This is a genomic window from Mycolicibacterium parafortuitum (assembly GCF_002086815.1).
GTDB classification, from domain to species: Bacteria; Actinomycetota; Actinomycetes; order Mycobacteriales; family Mycobacteriaceae; genus Mycobacterium; species Mycobacterium parafortuitum.
In genome coordinates, this window is sequence record NZ_MVID01000049.1 from 1 (window position 1) to 15,427 (window position 15,427).

Genomic DNA, 15,427 nt, shown 5'->3' on the forward strand with positions numbered 1-15,427 from the left:
AACACAACGCCGACCACCGCGGCGACACACCCCGCGGCAACGACCCACCACCGTTCTGACCGACGGCTCAGGCAACCTGGCCCTGCACCACCGGAAGTCCGGGATCACTTGCCGCGTCCAACGGGGACGGTGCGGCGCCGGCCGCGATCAGATGTGCGGCGAACGATGCGATCATCGCCCCGTTGTCGGTGCACAGCCGGGGCCGCGGAATCCGCAACGTCATCCCGGCCTCCTGGCACCGCTGCTCCGCGAGTTCTCTCAGCCGCGAATTCGCCGCCACGCCACCGGCGATCAACAGCGTCGACACGTCCAGATCCTTCGCCGCCCGAACCGCCTTCGCGGTCAGCACGTCGGCCACCGCCTCCTGGAAGCCCGCCGCGACATCCGCCTGCGACGCCTCCGGATGGCTTTCCACATACCGCGCCACCGCCGTCTTCAACCCGGAGAAGCTGAACGCGTACGGATCATCCCGCGGACCCGTCATCCCGCGCGGGAACACGATCGCCTTCGGATCCCCTTCGCGCGCCAGCTCATCCAGCACCCGGCCGCCCGGATAACCGAGCCCCAGCAGCCGCGCGATCTTGTCGTACGCCTCACCGGCCGCATCATCGACCGTCGAGCCCAACTCCACGATCGGCTCCCCCAGCGACCGGACATGCAGCAGGTTCGTGTGCCCACCCGACACCAGCAACCCGATACTCTCCGGCAGCGGCCCATGGTCGTACACGTCGGCCGCCAGATGCCCGCCCAGATGGTTCACCGCGTAGAACGGCACCTGCCACGCCGCCGAATAGGCCTTCGCCGCAGCCACTCCCACCAGAAGCGCCCCGGCCAAGCCTGGCCCGATCGTCGCCGCGACCACGTCCGGCCTCTCGATTCCTGCCGTGGCCAGCGCGCGTCGCATCGTCGGCCCCAACGCCTCCAGGTGCGCCCTCGACGCGATCTCCGGAACCACACCACCGAACCGCGCGTGTTCGTCCACACTCGACGCCACCTCGTCGGCCAGCAACGTCACCGAACCGTCGTCGCCCAACTCGGCGATACCGACTCCCGTTTCGTCACAGGAACTCTCGATGGCAAGGATGATCATCGCCGCTCCCGCTTCATCGTGTACGCATCCGCGCCGCTGACCCGGTAGTACCGCTTGCGAACGCCCATTTTCTCGAAACCTTCACTCTCGTACAGCCCGATCGCCGCCGCGTTGTCGGTCCGCACCTCAAGGAAGATCGCGCCGCCGTCGGCGTAGTCGAACAGTCGGTGCAGCAGCTGCCTGCCGATCCCGTGCCCCTGATACGCCGGATCGACACCGATCGTGTGGACCTCGTACTCGTACGGCTTGAATCGCCCCAACCGCGCGATCCCCGCGTACCCCACCAGCTTGTCGTCAACCCGAGCGCCGACATAGTGGTTGTGTTTCGCCGCGAGTTCCGCCAGGAATGCCCGCTCCGGCCATGGATCGTCCCCATCGAACAGCTGGGATTCCAGTTCCGCGCATCGTGCCGCATCGGCCGGCCTCAGCGGTCCGTACTCGACATTCACCGCTTCACCGCCTGCGACGGCTTCGCATCGGGACGGCGCAGATACAGCGGCACGAGCGGCTCCGGCTCGGCGGACCAATCCGCCACGGCGGCAACCAGTCCCGCGGTGGTCGGGTAGACGGGTGCCAGCCTCGGCAGGTCGAACAGCGCAGCGTGGTCGATCGATCCCGCGACCGCTTCCGCCCCGGCGGGCACATCGCCCGGCGCGTTGACCGCAGGCCCATCGAATCGGCGCCCGTCCCGATAGCGCGCCCAGTACACCTCGCGACGACGGGCATCGGTCACCACCAGCACGTCACCGGTGGTCCCCACGGCGATGGCGTCCAGGCTGCACACACCGTGCACCGGAAGGCCCAGCGCATGTCCGAACGCCGCCGCCGTCGCCATCCCGACCCGCAACCCGGTGAACGGGCCCGGTCCGCACCCGACCACCACCGCGTCGAGCTGCTCCACCCCGACACCCGCCTCCCCCAGCGCCCCGACGATGTTCGGGGTCAGCTGTTCGGCGTGGGCGCGCGCGTCCACCGTGACGTGCTCGGCAAGCACCGCGAGTGCATCGTCGTCGACGCGGACCACGCCTGCCGTCACCGCCGGCGTCGCGGTGTCCAGCGCCAGCACCAGCCGCGTCACGGCCGGCTCCACTGCCAGATCGCGGTGCGCGCGTCCGTGTCGGCGCAGCGCTCCAGCCGGATGTCGAGATGGTTGTCCGACAGCCGCTCGGCCACACCCTCACCCCATTCGACGACCACGACCGCGTCGTCCAGATCGGTATCCAGATCAAGTGAGTCCAGTTCGGCCAGCAGGTCCACCGAGGACTCGTCGAGCAGCCGGTACAGGTCGACGTGCACCATCGCCGGTGCCCCCTCCCGTCGGGCGCGATGCACCCGCGCCAGCACGAACGTCGGCGAGACCACCGGGCCCTCGACGTCGAGCGCCTGAGCGATCCCCTTGGCCAGCACAGTTTTCCCCGCGCCCAGCGGGCCTGAGAGCACGACGACGTCCCCGGCGCGCAGCTCCCGGCCCAACGAGTCGCCGAGCGCGATCGTGTCCTCGGGGGTGAGCAGTTCGGCGGTGCCGCTGCGATCAGCCATTCGACCGCACCCGCTCTTTGACCCGGCGGGTCAGCGCGACCAGTTTCGACGGCGTCGCCCGCTCCACCAACCGCACCAGCGCGTCGTCGATCAGGTCGGGGTGCTCCAGTTGGACGAGATGTCCTGCGCCGCCGACGATCACGAGTTCACACTTGTCCAACGCATCGGCCATCTCCTGTGAGTATTCCATCGGTGTCAGCAGGTCGCGGTCGCCGCACGCCACCATGGTCGGAATCTTGTTCAACGTCTCCAGCCCGGCGGTCTCGTCGTGCACCTCGAGGGCGTGGAGGAACTCGACGAGCGTGGTGATCGGAGTGTCGTGCATCATCCGTTCGGAGAACGCGACCACACTCGGGCTGATCTTCTCGTCCCCGTAGGACGCCGCGCGCAGGATCGGCCCGATGACGGAGCGGGCCGCGCCACGCCCCCGGTGCATCATCCTCGGCGCGTATCGGGCTCCGAACCGCACCGCCTCCAGCGCGGGGTTCTTCAGGATCTCGCCCAGCGGGGAGCGCGAAACACCTTCGGCCGCCGAGGAGATGAGTGCGGCGCCGACGATACGGGTCGGGTAGCGCTTCGGGTACTGCCGCGCATGCGAGAGCACGGTCATTCCGCCCATCGAGTGGCCGACCAGCACCACCGGACCCTTCGGCGCCATCACCGCGAGCACGCTCTCCAGGTCCTGGCCGAGTTGTTCGACCGTGTAGGTCTCCGGTGGCGCCTCACCCGACTGACCGTGCCCGCGCTGGTCGTAGAACACCATGCGGACCTGATCGCCCCACTGCTCGGTGAGGCGGGCGCGCTGGAAATGGAACGACCCCATCCGAAGACAGAACCCGTGCGCGAAGACCACGGTCAGCGGCGCCTCCTGCGGCCCCACCTCGCGCACCGCCAGCGGCACCCCGTCGGGTGTGGTCACCACGCAGCTGCGGTCGGCGTCGAGCAGCTCGAAATCCTCGTCCCGGTAGGGGTCGTCCTCGGTGAGCCTGCGCCGCAACGACCGCGCCGCGGTCACCCCGGCGGCTGAGCCGACCGCTACCACACCCGCCGCCCCGGCCAGCCATCCCGCGCCGCGGCTCACGGCTGCCCACCTCCGACGTACCGGCGCACGATCCGTCCGCGCGGGCTCGTCACCACCTCATAGTTGATGGTGCCCAACACATCCGCCCAATCCTGCGCGGTCGGCTCACCGTCGGCACCGGGCCCGAACAGGATCGCGTCGTCGCCCTCGGAGACGTCCGTCGCGCCAGGTCCGAGGTCCACGACGAACTGGTCCATGCACACCCGCCCGACGTTCGGGTAACGCCTGCCGTTGATCGCCACCTCGAACCGGTTGCTCAACAGCCGGAACACCCCGTCGGCGTAGCCCGCGGGGATCACCGCCAGCGTGGTGGCGCGCTCGGCGATCCAGGTGTGCCCGTACGAGACCCCATCCCCGGCATGCACCGAACGGACCTTGGCGACAGGGCATTTCAGCGTCATCGCCGGCCTCAGACCCATGTCACCGCGCTCGGGGATCGGCGTCTGCCCGTACACCGCGATACCGGGGCGCACCATGTCGAACGCCAGATCCGGCCTGGTCAACGCGGCCGGCGAATTACTCAGGTGCACAACGTCGTACCCGATACCCGCGGCCTTGGCGGTGGCGGCCATCTCAGTCAACCGGCGGGCCTGCTCGTCGTTGAACGGATGATCCGGCACGTCCCCGTGTGCGAGGTGCGACATCAGGCCGCGCACCGCCACCGCACCGTCGCGCTGGGCGCGCACCAGCGCGGCCACGACGTCCGGGTAGTCGGCCGGGCTGACGCCGTTGCGACTCAGACCGGTGTCCGCTTTGACGGTGACCACCGCGGTGTGACCGGTGCGTGCCGCGGCGTCGAGCAGATCGCGCAGCTGGCGCAGGGACGACACCGCGACCTCGATGTCGGCCTGCAGCGCGGGCGCGAAGTCGGTGCCCGGCGGATGCAGCCAGCACAGGATCGGCGCCGTGATCCCGTCGCGGCGCAGTGCGAGCGCCTCGTCGACCGTGACGACCCCGAGTGCGGCGGCCCCCGCGGCCAGCGCGGCCCGCGCCACCGGGGCGGCGCCGTGGCCGTAACCGTCGGCCTTGACGACGGCCATCACCGCGGCCGAACCCGCGCTGTCGCGCACCACGCCCACGTTGTGGGCGATGGCGTCGAGGTCGATCACCGCGCTGGGTGTGTTCATGAGCCTGTTCTCGGTAGTGGTCACCGCCCCCGATTGTCCCAGGCGCACGTTCAGTGGGCGAAATGCTCCTCGTCGGAGAACCCGCCGATGCCCACCTTGTCGAGTTTGCCCAGCACCTCCACCAGGTCGTCGCGCAGCGCCCGGGCAAGGTTGGCCGAGAAACCCTCGCGCACGACAATGCGCAGGACAGAGACGTCGGTGGCGTCCTCGGGCATCGTGTAGGCGGGCACCTGCCAGCCGTAGCTGCGTAGCAGCGACGAGATGTCGAACACGGTGAACTTCACGCCGTCGACCAGCTTGAACGCGACCACCGGGATCGCCGATCCGTCGGTGATCACCTCGAACAGCGGCTTGCGGTCGGGTCCTGTGATCCCCTCGAGCTCGTGGGACAGCCATTGCGCGGTCTCCGACAGCGTCCGCATGACCTGGGTGTAGCCGTCCCGCCCGAGGCGCAGGAAGTTGTAGTACTGCCCGACGACCTGATTGCCGGGCCGGGAGAAGTTCAGCGTGAACGTCGGCATGTCCCCACCGAGATAGTTGACCCGGAACACCAGGTCCTCGGGCAGGTGCTCGGCATTGCGCCACACCACGAACCCGATGCCCGGGTAGGTCAGCCCGTACTTGTGCCCACTGACGTTGATGGAGACCACCCGGGGCAGGCGGAAGTCCCACACCACATCGGGGTGCAGGAACGGCACCACGAACCCGCCGCTGGCCGCGTCGACGTGCACCGGAACATCGTGACCGCCGGAGGCGGCCAGCTTGTCGAGCGCCGCGCAGATCTCGCCGACGGGCTCCAGTTCACCGGTGTACGTCGTCCCGAGGATCGCGACCACACCGATGGTGTCCTCGTCGACGGCGTCGACGACCTGTTCGGGGGTGATGACGTAACGGCCGTCCTCCATCGGCAGATAGCGCGGCTCGACGTCGAAGTAGCGGCAGAACTTCTCCCACACCACCTGCACGTTCGACCCCATCACCAGGTTCGGGGTCCTGGTCTTCCAGTTCTTGCCGACCTTTTCCCGCCAGCGCCACTTCATCGCCAGGCCGCCCAGCATCACGGCCTCGCTGGAACCCACGGTGGAAACCCCGATCGCGGTCGACGGGTCGTCGTCGCGCAGGTTCTCGGCGTGAAACAGGTCGGCCACCATGCACACGCAGCGCTGCTCGATGGCCGCGGTGACCGGGTACTCGTCCTTGTCGATCATGTTCTTGTCGAACGTCTCCGACATCAACTGGCCCGCTTCGGGATCCATCCACGTCGTCACGAACGTCGCGAGATTCAGCCGCGAGCTGCCGTCGAGCATCAGCTCGTCGTGGATGTAGCGGTAGGTCAGCTCGGATTCCATCGACTCGTCGGGCAGCCGCAGCGCCGGGATGGGCGAGGCGGACAGCCGGCCGGTGTAAGCAGGGGTCAGCGACGAATGACGCGAAACGTTGGGCATGTGTCCTTTCTAGAGGATCGAGGCCAGCGCGGGTCGCAGATGGGCCAGGATGCGCGAGGCCGATGTCGGGGCGGCGGCCGGACCGGGGTCGCGCGCGGACAGATCCGCGGCGCGGGAGTGCACGAACGCCGCCGCGGCCGCGGCGTCCCCCGGCGCGACCCCGGCGGCCAGCAGCGCCCCGATCACACCGGACAGCACGTCTCCGGAGCCTGCGGTGGCCGCCCACGCGTTCCCTGCCACGTTGAGGTGCACGGCGCCGTCCGGTTCGGCGACGACGGTGACGTTGCCTTTGAGCAGCACGGTGACACCGAGGCGGTCGGCGAGCCGGCGGGTGTCGGCGATGCGGTCGTCGCCCGGCGGTGAACCGGCCAGCCGAGCGAACTCGCCGGCGTGCGGGGTCAGCACCGTCGGGGCGCTGCGCCCCTGGACGATCTCGGGATGGGCCGACAGGATGGTCAGCCCGTCGGCGTCGACGATCACGGGTAGGGCGGTTTCGAGCGCGAACACCAGCGCCGCGGCCGACGTCTCGTCGGTGCCGAAGCCGGGACCGACGACCCAGGACTGCACCCGCCCGGCGCTCGCGTGGCTCGATGTGGCGATCACCTCGGGCCAGTGCGAAACCACCTCGGCGGCAGCGGTTCCGGCGTATCGGACCATGCCGGACGTGGCGGCGACGGCCGCACCGGTGCACAGGATGGCCGCGCCGGGATAGATGGCCGAACCGGCCATGACGCCGGTGACCCCCTGGGTGTACTTGTCGTCCTTCGGCCCCGGGACCGGCCACAACGCGGCGACGTCCTCGGCGTCGAGGGCACAGACGTCGCTGGGTGCGAGGTTCAGGCCGATGTCGACGAGTTCGGTCCGGCCGCAGCGACCGAAGGCGTGGACGGGCTTGAGCCCGCCGAACGTGACGGTCAGGGCGGGCTCGACGTGCGGGCCGGGCGCCGCACCGGTGGCGACGTCGACGCCGCTGGGCAGATCCACGGCCACGACCGGGATACCGGCGTCCGACACCGCGCTGAAGACGGCGGCGGCATCGGGTCGCAGCGGGCCCGAGCCGGAGATGCCGACCACCCCGTCGATCACCAGATCTGTTGCTGCGGGCACGGTTTCGACGACTCGGCCGCCGGCACGCCGGAAGGCGGCCAGCGCCTTCCGGTGCGCCCGTCCTGGGTTCAGCAGCACCGCGGACGCACCAGCCCCGCGGCGCCGGAGAAATGTCGCCGCCCAGAGCGCGTCGCCGCCGTTGTCCCCGGAGCCGACGACGGCGCACACCGTCTTCCCCGAGACGGTGCCCAGTTCTCCGGCGATCGCGGTGGCCAGCCCGAACGCGGCCCGGCGCATCAGCACGCCGTCGGGTAGCGAGGCCAGCAGGGGCGCTTCGGCGTCGCGGATCGCGTCGGCGCTGTAGAAGTACCGCATTCGGATAACGGTACGTGGGTACTCCGTGCTCATGGCTCTGCGTGACGAACTGCTCGAACTCGAACATGCCGGCTGGAAGTCGCTGTGCGACGGCACCGGCGACACGTTCTACGGCGGCCTGATGACCGACGACGCGGTCATGGTGCTCGCCAACGGCATGGTGATGGACCGCGAGACCGTCGTGTCCGCCCTCGGCCAGTCACCGCCGTGGGCGCGCTACGAGATCAGCGACGTCCGGGTGGTGCCGATCGACGACGACACCGCGGCGCTGGTGTACACCGGTACGGGCTGGCGGGACGGCGCGGACGAACCCTCTGACAAACCCTTCGTCGGCGCGATGTCGTCGGTGTATCACCGCACCGCGCAGGGTTGGTCACTGGCGCTGTATCAGCAGTCGCCGGTGGCCTCCGCCAGCGATGGATAGAGATCGATCACCTCGTCGATGCGCATCATCCGCAACGGCCGGCTCGTCGCGGGTCCGTCGGCGACCACACGCAGGGAGATTCCGCCGCGCTCGGTCAGCCGGTGCGTCTCGACCAGCAGCCCGATGCCCGCCGACGACAGGAACGTCACGTCGGTGATGTCGACGATCACCACCGAGGGCGCGGAGGCGAGACCGATGTCGAGGTAGGTGCTCAGCGTGGGCGCAGTCAGCACATCCAGATCGCCGCGCGCGTGCAGGACCAGGATCTCCCCGTCCCTGCGCGGCGTCACGGTGAACCTGCCGCTTCGCGTCTGTTCCATTGCGTTCATTGCCGTCCCCCGGCCTGTTTCTGCAGCAAGACGCTTCTGTACGTGTTCGCGAGTCCGCTCGGTGATCGGCGACGTGACGACGTCGCACGGCGGCGCTGGCCATTGCTGCACAGCGGTTAATTACCCGGTATATCGGGCAATCCACCTCGAGCGTTTCACCGATCGCCAGAATTCTTTGCTAGGTGGGCTAAAAGTGAGCCGCCCTAGCATTATTCGACGGTGACCGACTTCGCCAGGTTGCGCGGCTTGTCCACGTCGTAGCCGCGCGCCTGCGCCACGCCCGCCGAGAACAGCTGCATCGGGATGGTCGACAGCAGAGGCTGGAAAAGCGTTGACACAGCAGGAATCTCGATCAGGTGATCGGCGTAGGGCCGCACCGTGTCGTCGCCTTCCTCGGCGATGACGATCGTGATCGCGCCGCGCGCCTGGATCTCGCGGATGTTCGACAGCAGCTTCGAGTGCAGCGTCGCGGAGTTCTTCGGCGACGGCATCACCACGATGACCGGCAGATCGTCCTCGATCAGCGCGATCGGACCGTGCTTGAGCTCGCCGGCCGCGAAGCCCTCGGCGTGCATGTACGCCAGCTCTTTGAGCTTGAGTGCGCCCTCGAGCGCCACCGGATATCCGACGTGTCGGCCCAGGAACAGCACCGTCTGCGACGACGCGAACTGCTTGGCCAGTTGCACCACCGGCTCCGACGACGCCAGCACCCGGGCGATCATCTCGGGCATGGCCTCCAGATCGTGGTACTCGCGGGCCACCTCATCCGGGTACTTGGTACCGCGAGCCTGCGCAAGCGCAAGCCCGACAAGGTAATTCGCGGCCACCTGGGCCAGGAACGTCTTGGTCGACGCGACGCCGATCTCCGGCCCGGCACGCGTGTAGAGCACCGCGTCGCATTCGCGCGGGATCTGGCTGCCGTTGGTGTTGCAGATGGCCAGCACCTTGGCCTTCTGCTCCTTGGCGTGCCGGACCGCCTCCAGCGTGTCCGCGGTCTCGCCGGACTGCGAGATCGCGACGACGAGGGTGTGGCTGTCCAGCACCGGGTCGCGGTAGCGGAACTCGCTGGCCAGCTCGACCTCGACGGGCAGCCGGGTCCAGTGCTCGATCGCGTACTTGGCCAGCAGTCCGGAGTGGTACGCGGTGCCGCACGCGACCACGAAGACCTTGTCGATGTCGCGCAGTTCCTGATCGGACAGGCGCTGCTCGTCGAGCACGATCCGGTTGTTGACGAAGTGCCCGAGCAGGGTGTCGGAGACCGCGGAGGGCTGCTCGGCGATCTCCTTGAGCATGAAGTACTCGTAGCCGCCCTTCTCGGCGGCCGACAGATCCCAGTCGATGTGGAACGGGCGGGCACTGGCGGAGTCGTCGTTGCCGTAGAAGTCCGTGACGCGGTAGCCGTCCGCGGTGACCACGACGGCCTGATCCTGGCCGAGCTCGACGGCGTCGCGGGTGTGCTCGATGAACGCCGCGACGTCCGAGCCGACGAACATCTCGCCGTCGCCGACGCCGAGGACCAACGGCGTCGAGCGGCGGGCCGCCACGATCGTGCCGGGATCGTCGGCGTGGGCGAACACCAGCGTGAAGTGCCCCTCCAGCCGCGGCAGCACCGCGAACACCGACTCGGCGAAGTCCCCCGCGGTCCTGCCCGCGGCGTACTCGCGGGCCACCAGGTGCACCGCGACCTCGGTGTCGGTGTCGCTGGCGAACTCGACGCCGTCGGCCTCCAGCTCGGCACGCAGCGCCGCGAAGTTCTCGATGATGCCGTTGTGGACCACGGCGATCTTGCCGGACGCGTCGCAGTGCGGATGCGCGTTGCGGTCGGTGGGCCTGCCGTGGGTCGCCCAACGGGTGTGTCCGAGCCCTGTCGCACCGGCAGGGCTCTCGGCCCCGCTCTCGGCCAGGGCCGCCTCCAGATTGGCCAGTCGCCCCGCCTTGCGGCGGACCGTCAGGCCGCCATGTCCGTCGAGTAGCGCGACACCGGACGAGTCGTACCCCCGGTATTCCATCCGGCGAAGCGCGTCGACGACGATGTCGCAGGCAGGGCGCTGCCCGACGTAGCCGACGATTCCACACATAGGCATCCAGGGTACGGCAGCGGACGCCCCGAACCCGGTTGGGCTACGGTCATCAGGTGGCCAGCACGAAGAAGCTCTTTGCCGCGTTGACCCGTCGCGGACCGCACCGCGTTCTACGCGGTGACCTGGCCTTTGCCGGGCAGCCGGGCGTCGTCTACACACCCGCGGAAGGCAAGAATCTGCCCGGTGTGGCGTTCGCTCACGATTGGATCACATCGGCCGGGCGCTACCACGGAACGCTGGAGCACCTGGCGTCCTGGGGCATCGTCGCCGCGGCTCCGAACACCGAGACAGGCCTGGCCCCCTCGGTGCTGAATCTGGCGTTCGACCTGGGCACGACGCTCGACATCATCACCGGCGTACGGCTGGGCGACGGGGCCCTCAGCGTGCATCCGGGCAAGCTGGGGCTGGTCGGACACGGTTTCGGCGCGTCGGCGGCGGTGTTCGCGGCGGCGGGCCTGCCGGTCAAGCCGAAGGCCGTGATCGCCGCCTATCCGACGATCTCCAGCCCGGCAGCGGAGGATCCGGCGGCCGGGCTGACCGTGCCGGGGCTGATCCTGACCGATCCCGGGGATCCGATGTCGCTGCGGTCGAACGCCGTCGAGTTGGCGCGGGCATGGAAGTCCGCGACCCTGCGCGCGACGTCGAAGACCAAGTCCGGCGGCCTGGTCGAGGGACGCGGGCTGGCCAAGGTCGTCGGCCTGCCCGGGGCGGACCGCGGTACCCAGAAGATCGTCCGCGCGCTGATGACCGGATATCTGCTGAACCTGCTCGCCGGCGACAAGACCTACCGCGACTTCGCCGACCCCGAGGCCGAACTACCGAGGGCCGAGGTGATGGATCCGTTCGCCGGCGATCCGGTGGACCTGGAGAACAAGGTGATAGCTCTTCTGAAGCCCTAGCGGCTTCCCAACCAACCGGTTGGCTGCTATACCTGTGCTGTGACGACTTCGATGCGGACCGGGATGTTCCTCAGCTACGCCGGCGGTTTTCTGGAAGCGGTCGACGAGGTCGTCGAGTGCGAGAAGCTCGGCGTGGACATCGCGCTGGTCGCGGAGGCCTACTCCTACGACGCGATCAGCCAGCTCGGCTTCCTGGCGGCCAGGACGTCGCGGATCGAGCTCGGTACCGGCGTCGTCCCGATCTACACCCGCACCCCCGCGCTGATGGCGATGACTGCGGCCGGCGTCGACTACGTGTCCAACGGCCGGTTCCGGCTCGGACTGGGCACGTCGGGACCTCAGGTCATCGAGGGCTTCCACGGCCTTCCGTTCGACGCGCCGCTGGGCCGCACCCGAGAGGTCGTCGAGATCTGCCGCCAGGTCTGGCGCCGCGAGCGGGTCAGCTATGACGGCAAGTACTACCAGCTGCCGCTGCCGGCCGACCGCGGCACCGGGCTCGGCAAGCCCTTGAAGCTGATCAACCATCCTGTGCGCGAACGCATCCCGATCACCATCGCCGCGCTGGGCCCGAAGAACGTCGAGCTCACCGCCGAGATCGCCGAGGGCTGGCAGCCGGTGTTCTTCTACCCCGAGAAGGCCGATGACGTCTGGGGTGACGCGTTGCGCGCCGGCGCGTCCCGCCGCGACCCGGAACTGGGCCCGCTGGACGTGATGGTCAGCGCGACGCTGGCGATCGGTGACGACGTCGACGACCGATTGTCTTGGGCCAAACCGCAATTGGCGCTCTACATCGGCGGCATGGGCGCGCGGGGCAAGAACTTCTACCACAACCTCGCCACCCGGTACGGCTTCGGCGAGGTCGCCGACCACATCCAGGACCTCTACCTGGCCGGCAAGAAGGCCGAGGCGATCGACGCGGTGCCCGATGACCTGGTCCGCAAGGTGTCGCTGATCGGACCCAAGGGCTATGTCAAGGAACGGCTCGCGGCATTCGCCGAGGCCGGTGTCACCACGATGCTGCTGCACCCGATGGGCGTCGACGCCGCCGAGCGCGTGAAGTTCGTCGAGGAGCTACAGTCGCTCCTATGACGGAGCTTTCCGACGACGTCATCGCTTTCCTCACCGAAGGCACCCGCACGGCCAAGTTAGGCTTCGTCGCCGCCGACGGCAGACCGCTCGTCGCACCGGTCTGGTTCATCGTCGACGGTCAGGAACTCGTCTTCAACACCGGCAAGGACACCGCCAAGGGCCGCGCCCTCGCCCGCGACCCACGGCTCGTCGTCTGCGTCGACGACGAGCGTCCGCCGTACTCGTTCGTCCAGATCCAGGGCATCGCAACCCTCGGCGAGGATCCCGCCGACCTACTCGACACCGCCACCCGGATCGGTGGCCGCTACATGGGCGCCGACCGCGCCGAGGAGTTCGGCCGCCGCAACGGGGTACCGGGCGAACTCGTCGTGCGGGTCACGCCGACCAAGGTGATCAAGGCTTTCAACCTGGCCGACTGATCCCGGCGCTCAGGCCTGGATGCCGCCGGTGAGGATCGCGGCGAGTTCGCGGTAGGCATCCGCGTCATCGAGTCCGGTGTTGGCGCGCACCGTGCGTTGCTGGATCCGCACCATCACCCCCGCCACCAGGTCGGCGGCGAATGCGGCGTGCACATCCCTGAAGTCGCCGGCGGCAACGCCTTCGGCGATCAACTCCTGCACCCTGCGCGCGGCGATCCGGGTGTTCCTCTCGTAGATGGCCCGGGCCGGTGCGAACGCATCGAGGTCGGCCATGAACTGGTCCGAGGCCGGGTCCAGCGCGGCGCCCACGGCGGCGAGATACGCCGCGATCCGGTCCCGCGCCCCCGACACCGCATTCACCCGCGATTCCACCGCATCGGTCGCGGTACGGAAGAAGTGCACCGTGGCGGCCTGCACGAGTTGCTCCTTACTGGGGGCCAGCGCGTACAGCGTGGACTTCGAGCACCGCAGCCGCGCGGCGATCTCGTCGAGCGTCAGGTGCGCGAAGCCGTCGGCCAGGAACAGCGCCACCACCGCGTCGAACAGTTCGGTCTGCCGTGCGGTCGCGAAGGCGGGCCTGGTCATGAGCCGATAGTACTGAAAAGAGTCCTGTAGTACTGTGCGGCGTATGGCTGTGGACCGTCTTCTCCCGTCCGACGACGCACGCGATCTGGTCGATCTGGCCCGCCAGATCGCGGACAAGGTGCTCGACCCGATCGTCGACCAGCATGAGAAGGACGAGACGTATCCCGACGGGGTCTTCGCGACACTCGGCGAGGCGGGGCTGCTGAGCCTGCCGTATCCCGAGGAATGGGGCGGCGGCGGCCAGCCCTACGAGGTGTACCTGCAGGTGCTCGAAGAACTCGCCGCGCGCTGGGCGGCCGTCGCGGTGGCCGTCAGCGTGCACAGCCTGTCGTGTCATCCACTGATGGCGTTCGGCACCGACGAGCAGAAGCAACGCTGGCTGCCCGAGATGCTGGGCGGGTCGACGATCGGCGCCTACAGCCTGTCCGAACCGCAGGCCGGTTCCGATGCGGCGGCGCTGTCGTGCAAGGCGACCCCGGTCGACGGCGGCTACCGCATCACCGGATCCAAGGCGTGGATCACCCACGGCGGCATCGCCGACTTCTACAACCTGTTCGCCCGCACCGGCGAAGGCTCACAAGGCATTTCCTGCTTCCTGGTACCCAAGGACACCGAAGGTCTGACGTTCGGCAAGCCCGAGGAGAAGATGGGGCTGCACGCGGTCCCGACCACCGCGGCGCATTACGACGACGCATTCCTCGACGCCGACCGGCGCATCGGCACCGAAGGCCAGGGACTTCAGATCGCGTTCAGCGCACTGGATTCCGGACGGCTCGGGATCGCGGCCGTCGCCGTCGGGCTCGCCCAGGCCGCGCTCGACCAAGCCGTCGCCTACAGCCAGGAGCGGACCACCTTCGGCCGCAAGATCATCGACCACCAGGGGCTGGCGTTCCTGCTCGCCGATATGGCCGCCTCGGTGGATTCCGCGCGCGCGACCTACCTCGACGCGGCGCGGCGCCGCGACGCGGGTCTGCCGTACTCACGCAACGCGTCGGTGGCCAAACTGGTCGCCACCGACGCCGCGATGAAGGTGACCACCGATGCCGTGCAGGTGCTGGGCGGCGCCGGATACACCCGCGACTACCGGGTGGAGCGGTACATGCGCGAAGCCAAGATCACCCAGATCTTCGAGGGCACCAACCAGATTCAGCGGCTGGTGATCAGCCGGCACCTGGCCCGCGGTTGATCGTGTCGCACACCGGGTCGGCGATCCGCGGCCTGCGGGCGACGGTGAGCTCCCCGATCAGCGCGGCGACGACACCGAACGCGAAGTAGAGCGGCACCAGGAACGGCGCGACGCCGAACAGCTGATCCGCGTCCGGGCTGTAGGCGAACACGCCGAGCTGCACCAGCGCGATCTCGACCGCGGGGCCGACCACCGCGATCGCCGCGCCGCATGCCACCGACGGGCCGTCACCGAGCGCGCACCACACGATGACGGCCCCGGCCGCGATCAGCGCGGTGACGGGGACGACCGGACCGGTATGCGTCAGCGCCGTCGTCACGTACAGGCCCACGACGGCGGCGACACCGGCCAGCGCCTGCCGGGCAGTGACCCCGTCGCGCAGCCCGGGGAAGTGCAGCCGCAGTTCGGCGAGGATCACGGTCGCGCCGCCGACGAGCACGGGGAACCAGAGCGGGCTGCTCCAGATGAACGGCACGGCGTCGGTGTAGTAGACGGTGGTGCCGGTCGCGACATGGCTGTGGTCACCGATCAGCGCCGCGACCGCTCCGAGCAGGAACAGCGCCAAGGCTTCCGGGATACGCAGCTTCACATCGCGTGACGCTACCCGTCGGCCTCGCCGACCTGCGGCACCTCCCCGGCGGCGATCTCACACGGCGTCTGCGGTTCGGCGACGGGCTCGGCGGGTGGAGGCGGGGGCGGGGGTTCCGGTGG

The 15,427-nt window shown here is 69.1% G+C and carries 17 protein-coding genes; 5 read left to right on the forward strand and 12 right to left on the reverse strand.

Translation table 11 applies throughout. From position 1 onward, the window contains the following. Window positions 1–67: 67 nt before the first annotated feature. The 8 genes from tsaD to BST38_RS28425 are packed head-to-tail and all read right to left on the reverse strand — an operon-like array spanning window position 68 to window position 7,704. Window positions 68–1,090 carry a tRNA (adenosine(37)-N6)-threonylcarbamoyltransferase complex transferase subunit TsaD gene (gene tsaD / locus BST38_RS28390; protein WP_083146874.1) on the reverse strand — a complete coding sequence of 341 codons (1,023 nt, stop codon included), beginning with the start codon at window positions 1,088–1,090 and terminating at the stop codon, window positions 68–70. Continuing rightward, entirely contained in the window at window positions 1,087–1,539 is a 453-nt protein-coding gene (rimI, locus tag BST38_RS28395; protein ID WP_083146875.1) for a ribosomal protein S18-alanine N-acetyltransferase, read from the reverse strand. Before rimI ends, tsaD begins: the two co-directional genes overlap by 4 nt. Next, window positions 1,536–2,168: a tRNA (adenosine(37)-N6)-threonylcarbamoyltransferase complex dimerization subunit type 1 TsaB gene (gene tsaB / locus BST38_RS28400; RefSeq protein WP_083146889.1), complete on the reverse strand. Its 633-nt coding sequence runs from the start codon at window positions 2,166–2,168 to the stop codon at window positions 1,536–1,538. Before tsaB ends, rimI begins: the two co-directional genes overlap by 4 nt. Beyond that, a complete protein-coding gene (gene tsaE, locus BST38_RS28405) occupies window positions 2,165–2,629 on the reverse strand; it encodes a tRNA (adenosine(37)-N6)-threonylcarbamoyltransferase complex ATPase subunit type 1 TsaE (RefSeq protein WP_083146876.1) in 465 nt (154 codons plus the stop codon). Before tsaE ends, tsaB begins: the two co-directional genes overlap by 4 nt. Beyond that, on the reverse strand, window positions 2,622–3,710 hold the full coding sequence (locus BST38_RS28410) for an alpha/beta fold hydrolase (RefSeq protein ID WP_083146877.1): 1,089 nt from the start codon (window positions 3,708–3,710) through the stop codon (window positions 2,622–2,624). Before BST38_RS28410 ends, tsaE begins: the two co-directional genes overlap by 8 nt. After that, window positions 3,707–4,837, reverse strand: coding sequence for an alanine racemase (gene alr, locus BST38_RS28415; RefSeq protein ID WP_220182569.1), 1,131 nt, complete (start codon window positions 4,835–4,837; stop codon window positions 3,707–3,709). Before alr ends, BST38_RS28410 begins: the two co-directional genes overlap by 4 nt. A 50-nt stretch (window positions 4,838–4,887) precedes the next feature. Next, window positions 4,888–6,282, reverse strand: coding sequence for a glutamate decarboxylase (gene gad, locus BST38_RS28420; protein WP_083146878.1), 1,395 nt, complete (start codon window positions 6,280–6,282; stop codon window positions 4,888–4,890). 9 nt (window positions 6,283–6,291) lie between these two features. Then, entirely contained in the window at window positions 6,292–7,704 is a 1,413-nt protein-coding gene (locus BST38_RS28425) for an NAD(P)H-hydrate dehydratase (protein ID WP_083146879.1), read from the reverse strand. Between the two features lie 31 nt (window positions 7,705–7,735). Here BST38_RS28425 and BST38_RS28430 point away from each other — a divergent pair, with 31 nt between their 5' ends. Next, entirely contained in the window at window positions 7,736–8,128 is a 393-nt protein-coding gene (locus BST38_RS28430; protein WP_083146880.1) for a nuclear transport factor 2 family protein, read from the forward strand. Here BST38_RS28430 and BST38_RS28435 read toward each other — a convergent pair. Next, window positions 8,092–8,448: an STAS domain-containing protein gene (locus tag BST38_RS28435; protein WP_420872526.1), complete on the reverse strand. Its 357-nt coding sequence runs from the start codon at window positions 8,446–8,448 to the stop codon at window positions 8,092–8,094. The genes BST38_RS28430 and BST38_RS28435 overlap by 37 nt on opposite strands. 218 nt (window positions 8,449–8,666) lie before the next feature. Then, a complete protein-coding gene (gene glmS, locus BST38_RS28440) occupies window positions 8,667–10,535 on the reverse strand; it encodes a glutamine--fructose-6-phosphate transaminase (isomerizing) (RefSeq protein ID WP_083146882.1) in 1,869 nt (622 codons plus the stop codon). A gap of 56 nt (window positions 10,536–10,591) precedes the next feature. Between glmS and BST38_RS28445 the strand changes: the two genes are divergently transcribed. From BST38_RS28445 to BST38_RS28455, 3 genes are read left to right on the forward strand one after another with little or no spacing between them, the layout of a single operon-like run. Then, on the forward strand, window positions 10,592–11,437 hold the full coding sequence (locus tag BST38_RS28445) for a dienelactone hydrolase family protein (RefSeq protein ID WP_083146890.1): 846 nt from the start codon (window positions 10,592–10,594) through the stop codon (window positions 11,435–11,437). A 51-nt stretch (window positions 11,438–11,488) separates the two neighbouring features. Then, window positions 11,489–12,526, forward strand: a complete 1,038-nt coding sequence (locus tag BST38_RS28450) for an LLM class F420-dependent oxidoreductase (RefSeq protein ID WP_083146883.1) — start codon at window positions 11,489–11,491, stop codon at window positions 12,524–12,526. Next, on the forward strand, window positions 12,523–12,945 hold the full coding sequence (locus BST38_RS28455; protein WP_083146884.1) for a PPOX class F420-dependent oxidoreductase: 423 nt from the start codon (window positions 12,523–12,525) through the stop codon (window positions 12,943–12,945). The genes BST38_RS28450 and BST38_RS28455 overlap by 4 nt, the downstream gene beginning before the upstream one ends. Window positions 12,946–12,954: 9 nt before the next feature. On the opposite strand, the gene BST38_RS28460 is transcribed toward BST38_RS28455, so the two are convergent. Then, on the reverse strand, window positions 12,955–13,530 hold the full coding sequence (locus BST38_RS28460) for a TetR/AcrR family transcriptional regulator (RefSeq protein WP_083146885.1): 576 nt from the start codon (window positions 13,528–13,530) through the stop codon (window positions 12,955–12,957). A 43-nt stretch (window positions 13,531–13,573) separates the two neighbouring features. Here BST38_RS28460 and BST38_RS28465 point away from each other — a divergent pair, with 43 nt between their 5' ends. Then, the gene (locus tag BST38_RS28465) at window positions 13,574–14,716 is read left to right on the forward strand and encodes an acyl-CoA dehydrogenase family protein (protein ID WP_083146886.1); all 1,143 of its coding nucleotides are present in this window, start codon (window positions 13,574–13,576) and stop codon (window positions 14,714–14,716) included. On the opposite strand, the gene BST38_RS28470 is transcribed toward BST38_RS28465, so the two are convergent. Then, a complete protein-coding gene (locus BST38_RS28470; RefSeq protein WP_083146887.1) occupies window positions 14,691–15,305 on the reverse strand; it encodes a diacylglycerol-binding protein in 615 nt (204 codons plus the stop codon). The two genes, BST38_RS28465 and BST38_RS28470, sit on opposite strands and share 26 nt — an antisense overlap. Window positions 15,306–15,427: the final 122 nt, after the last annotated feature.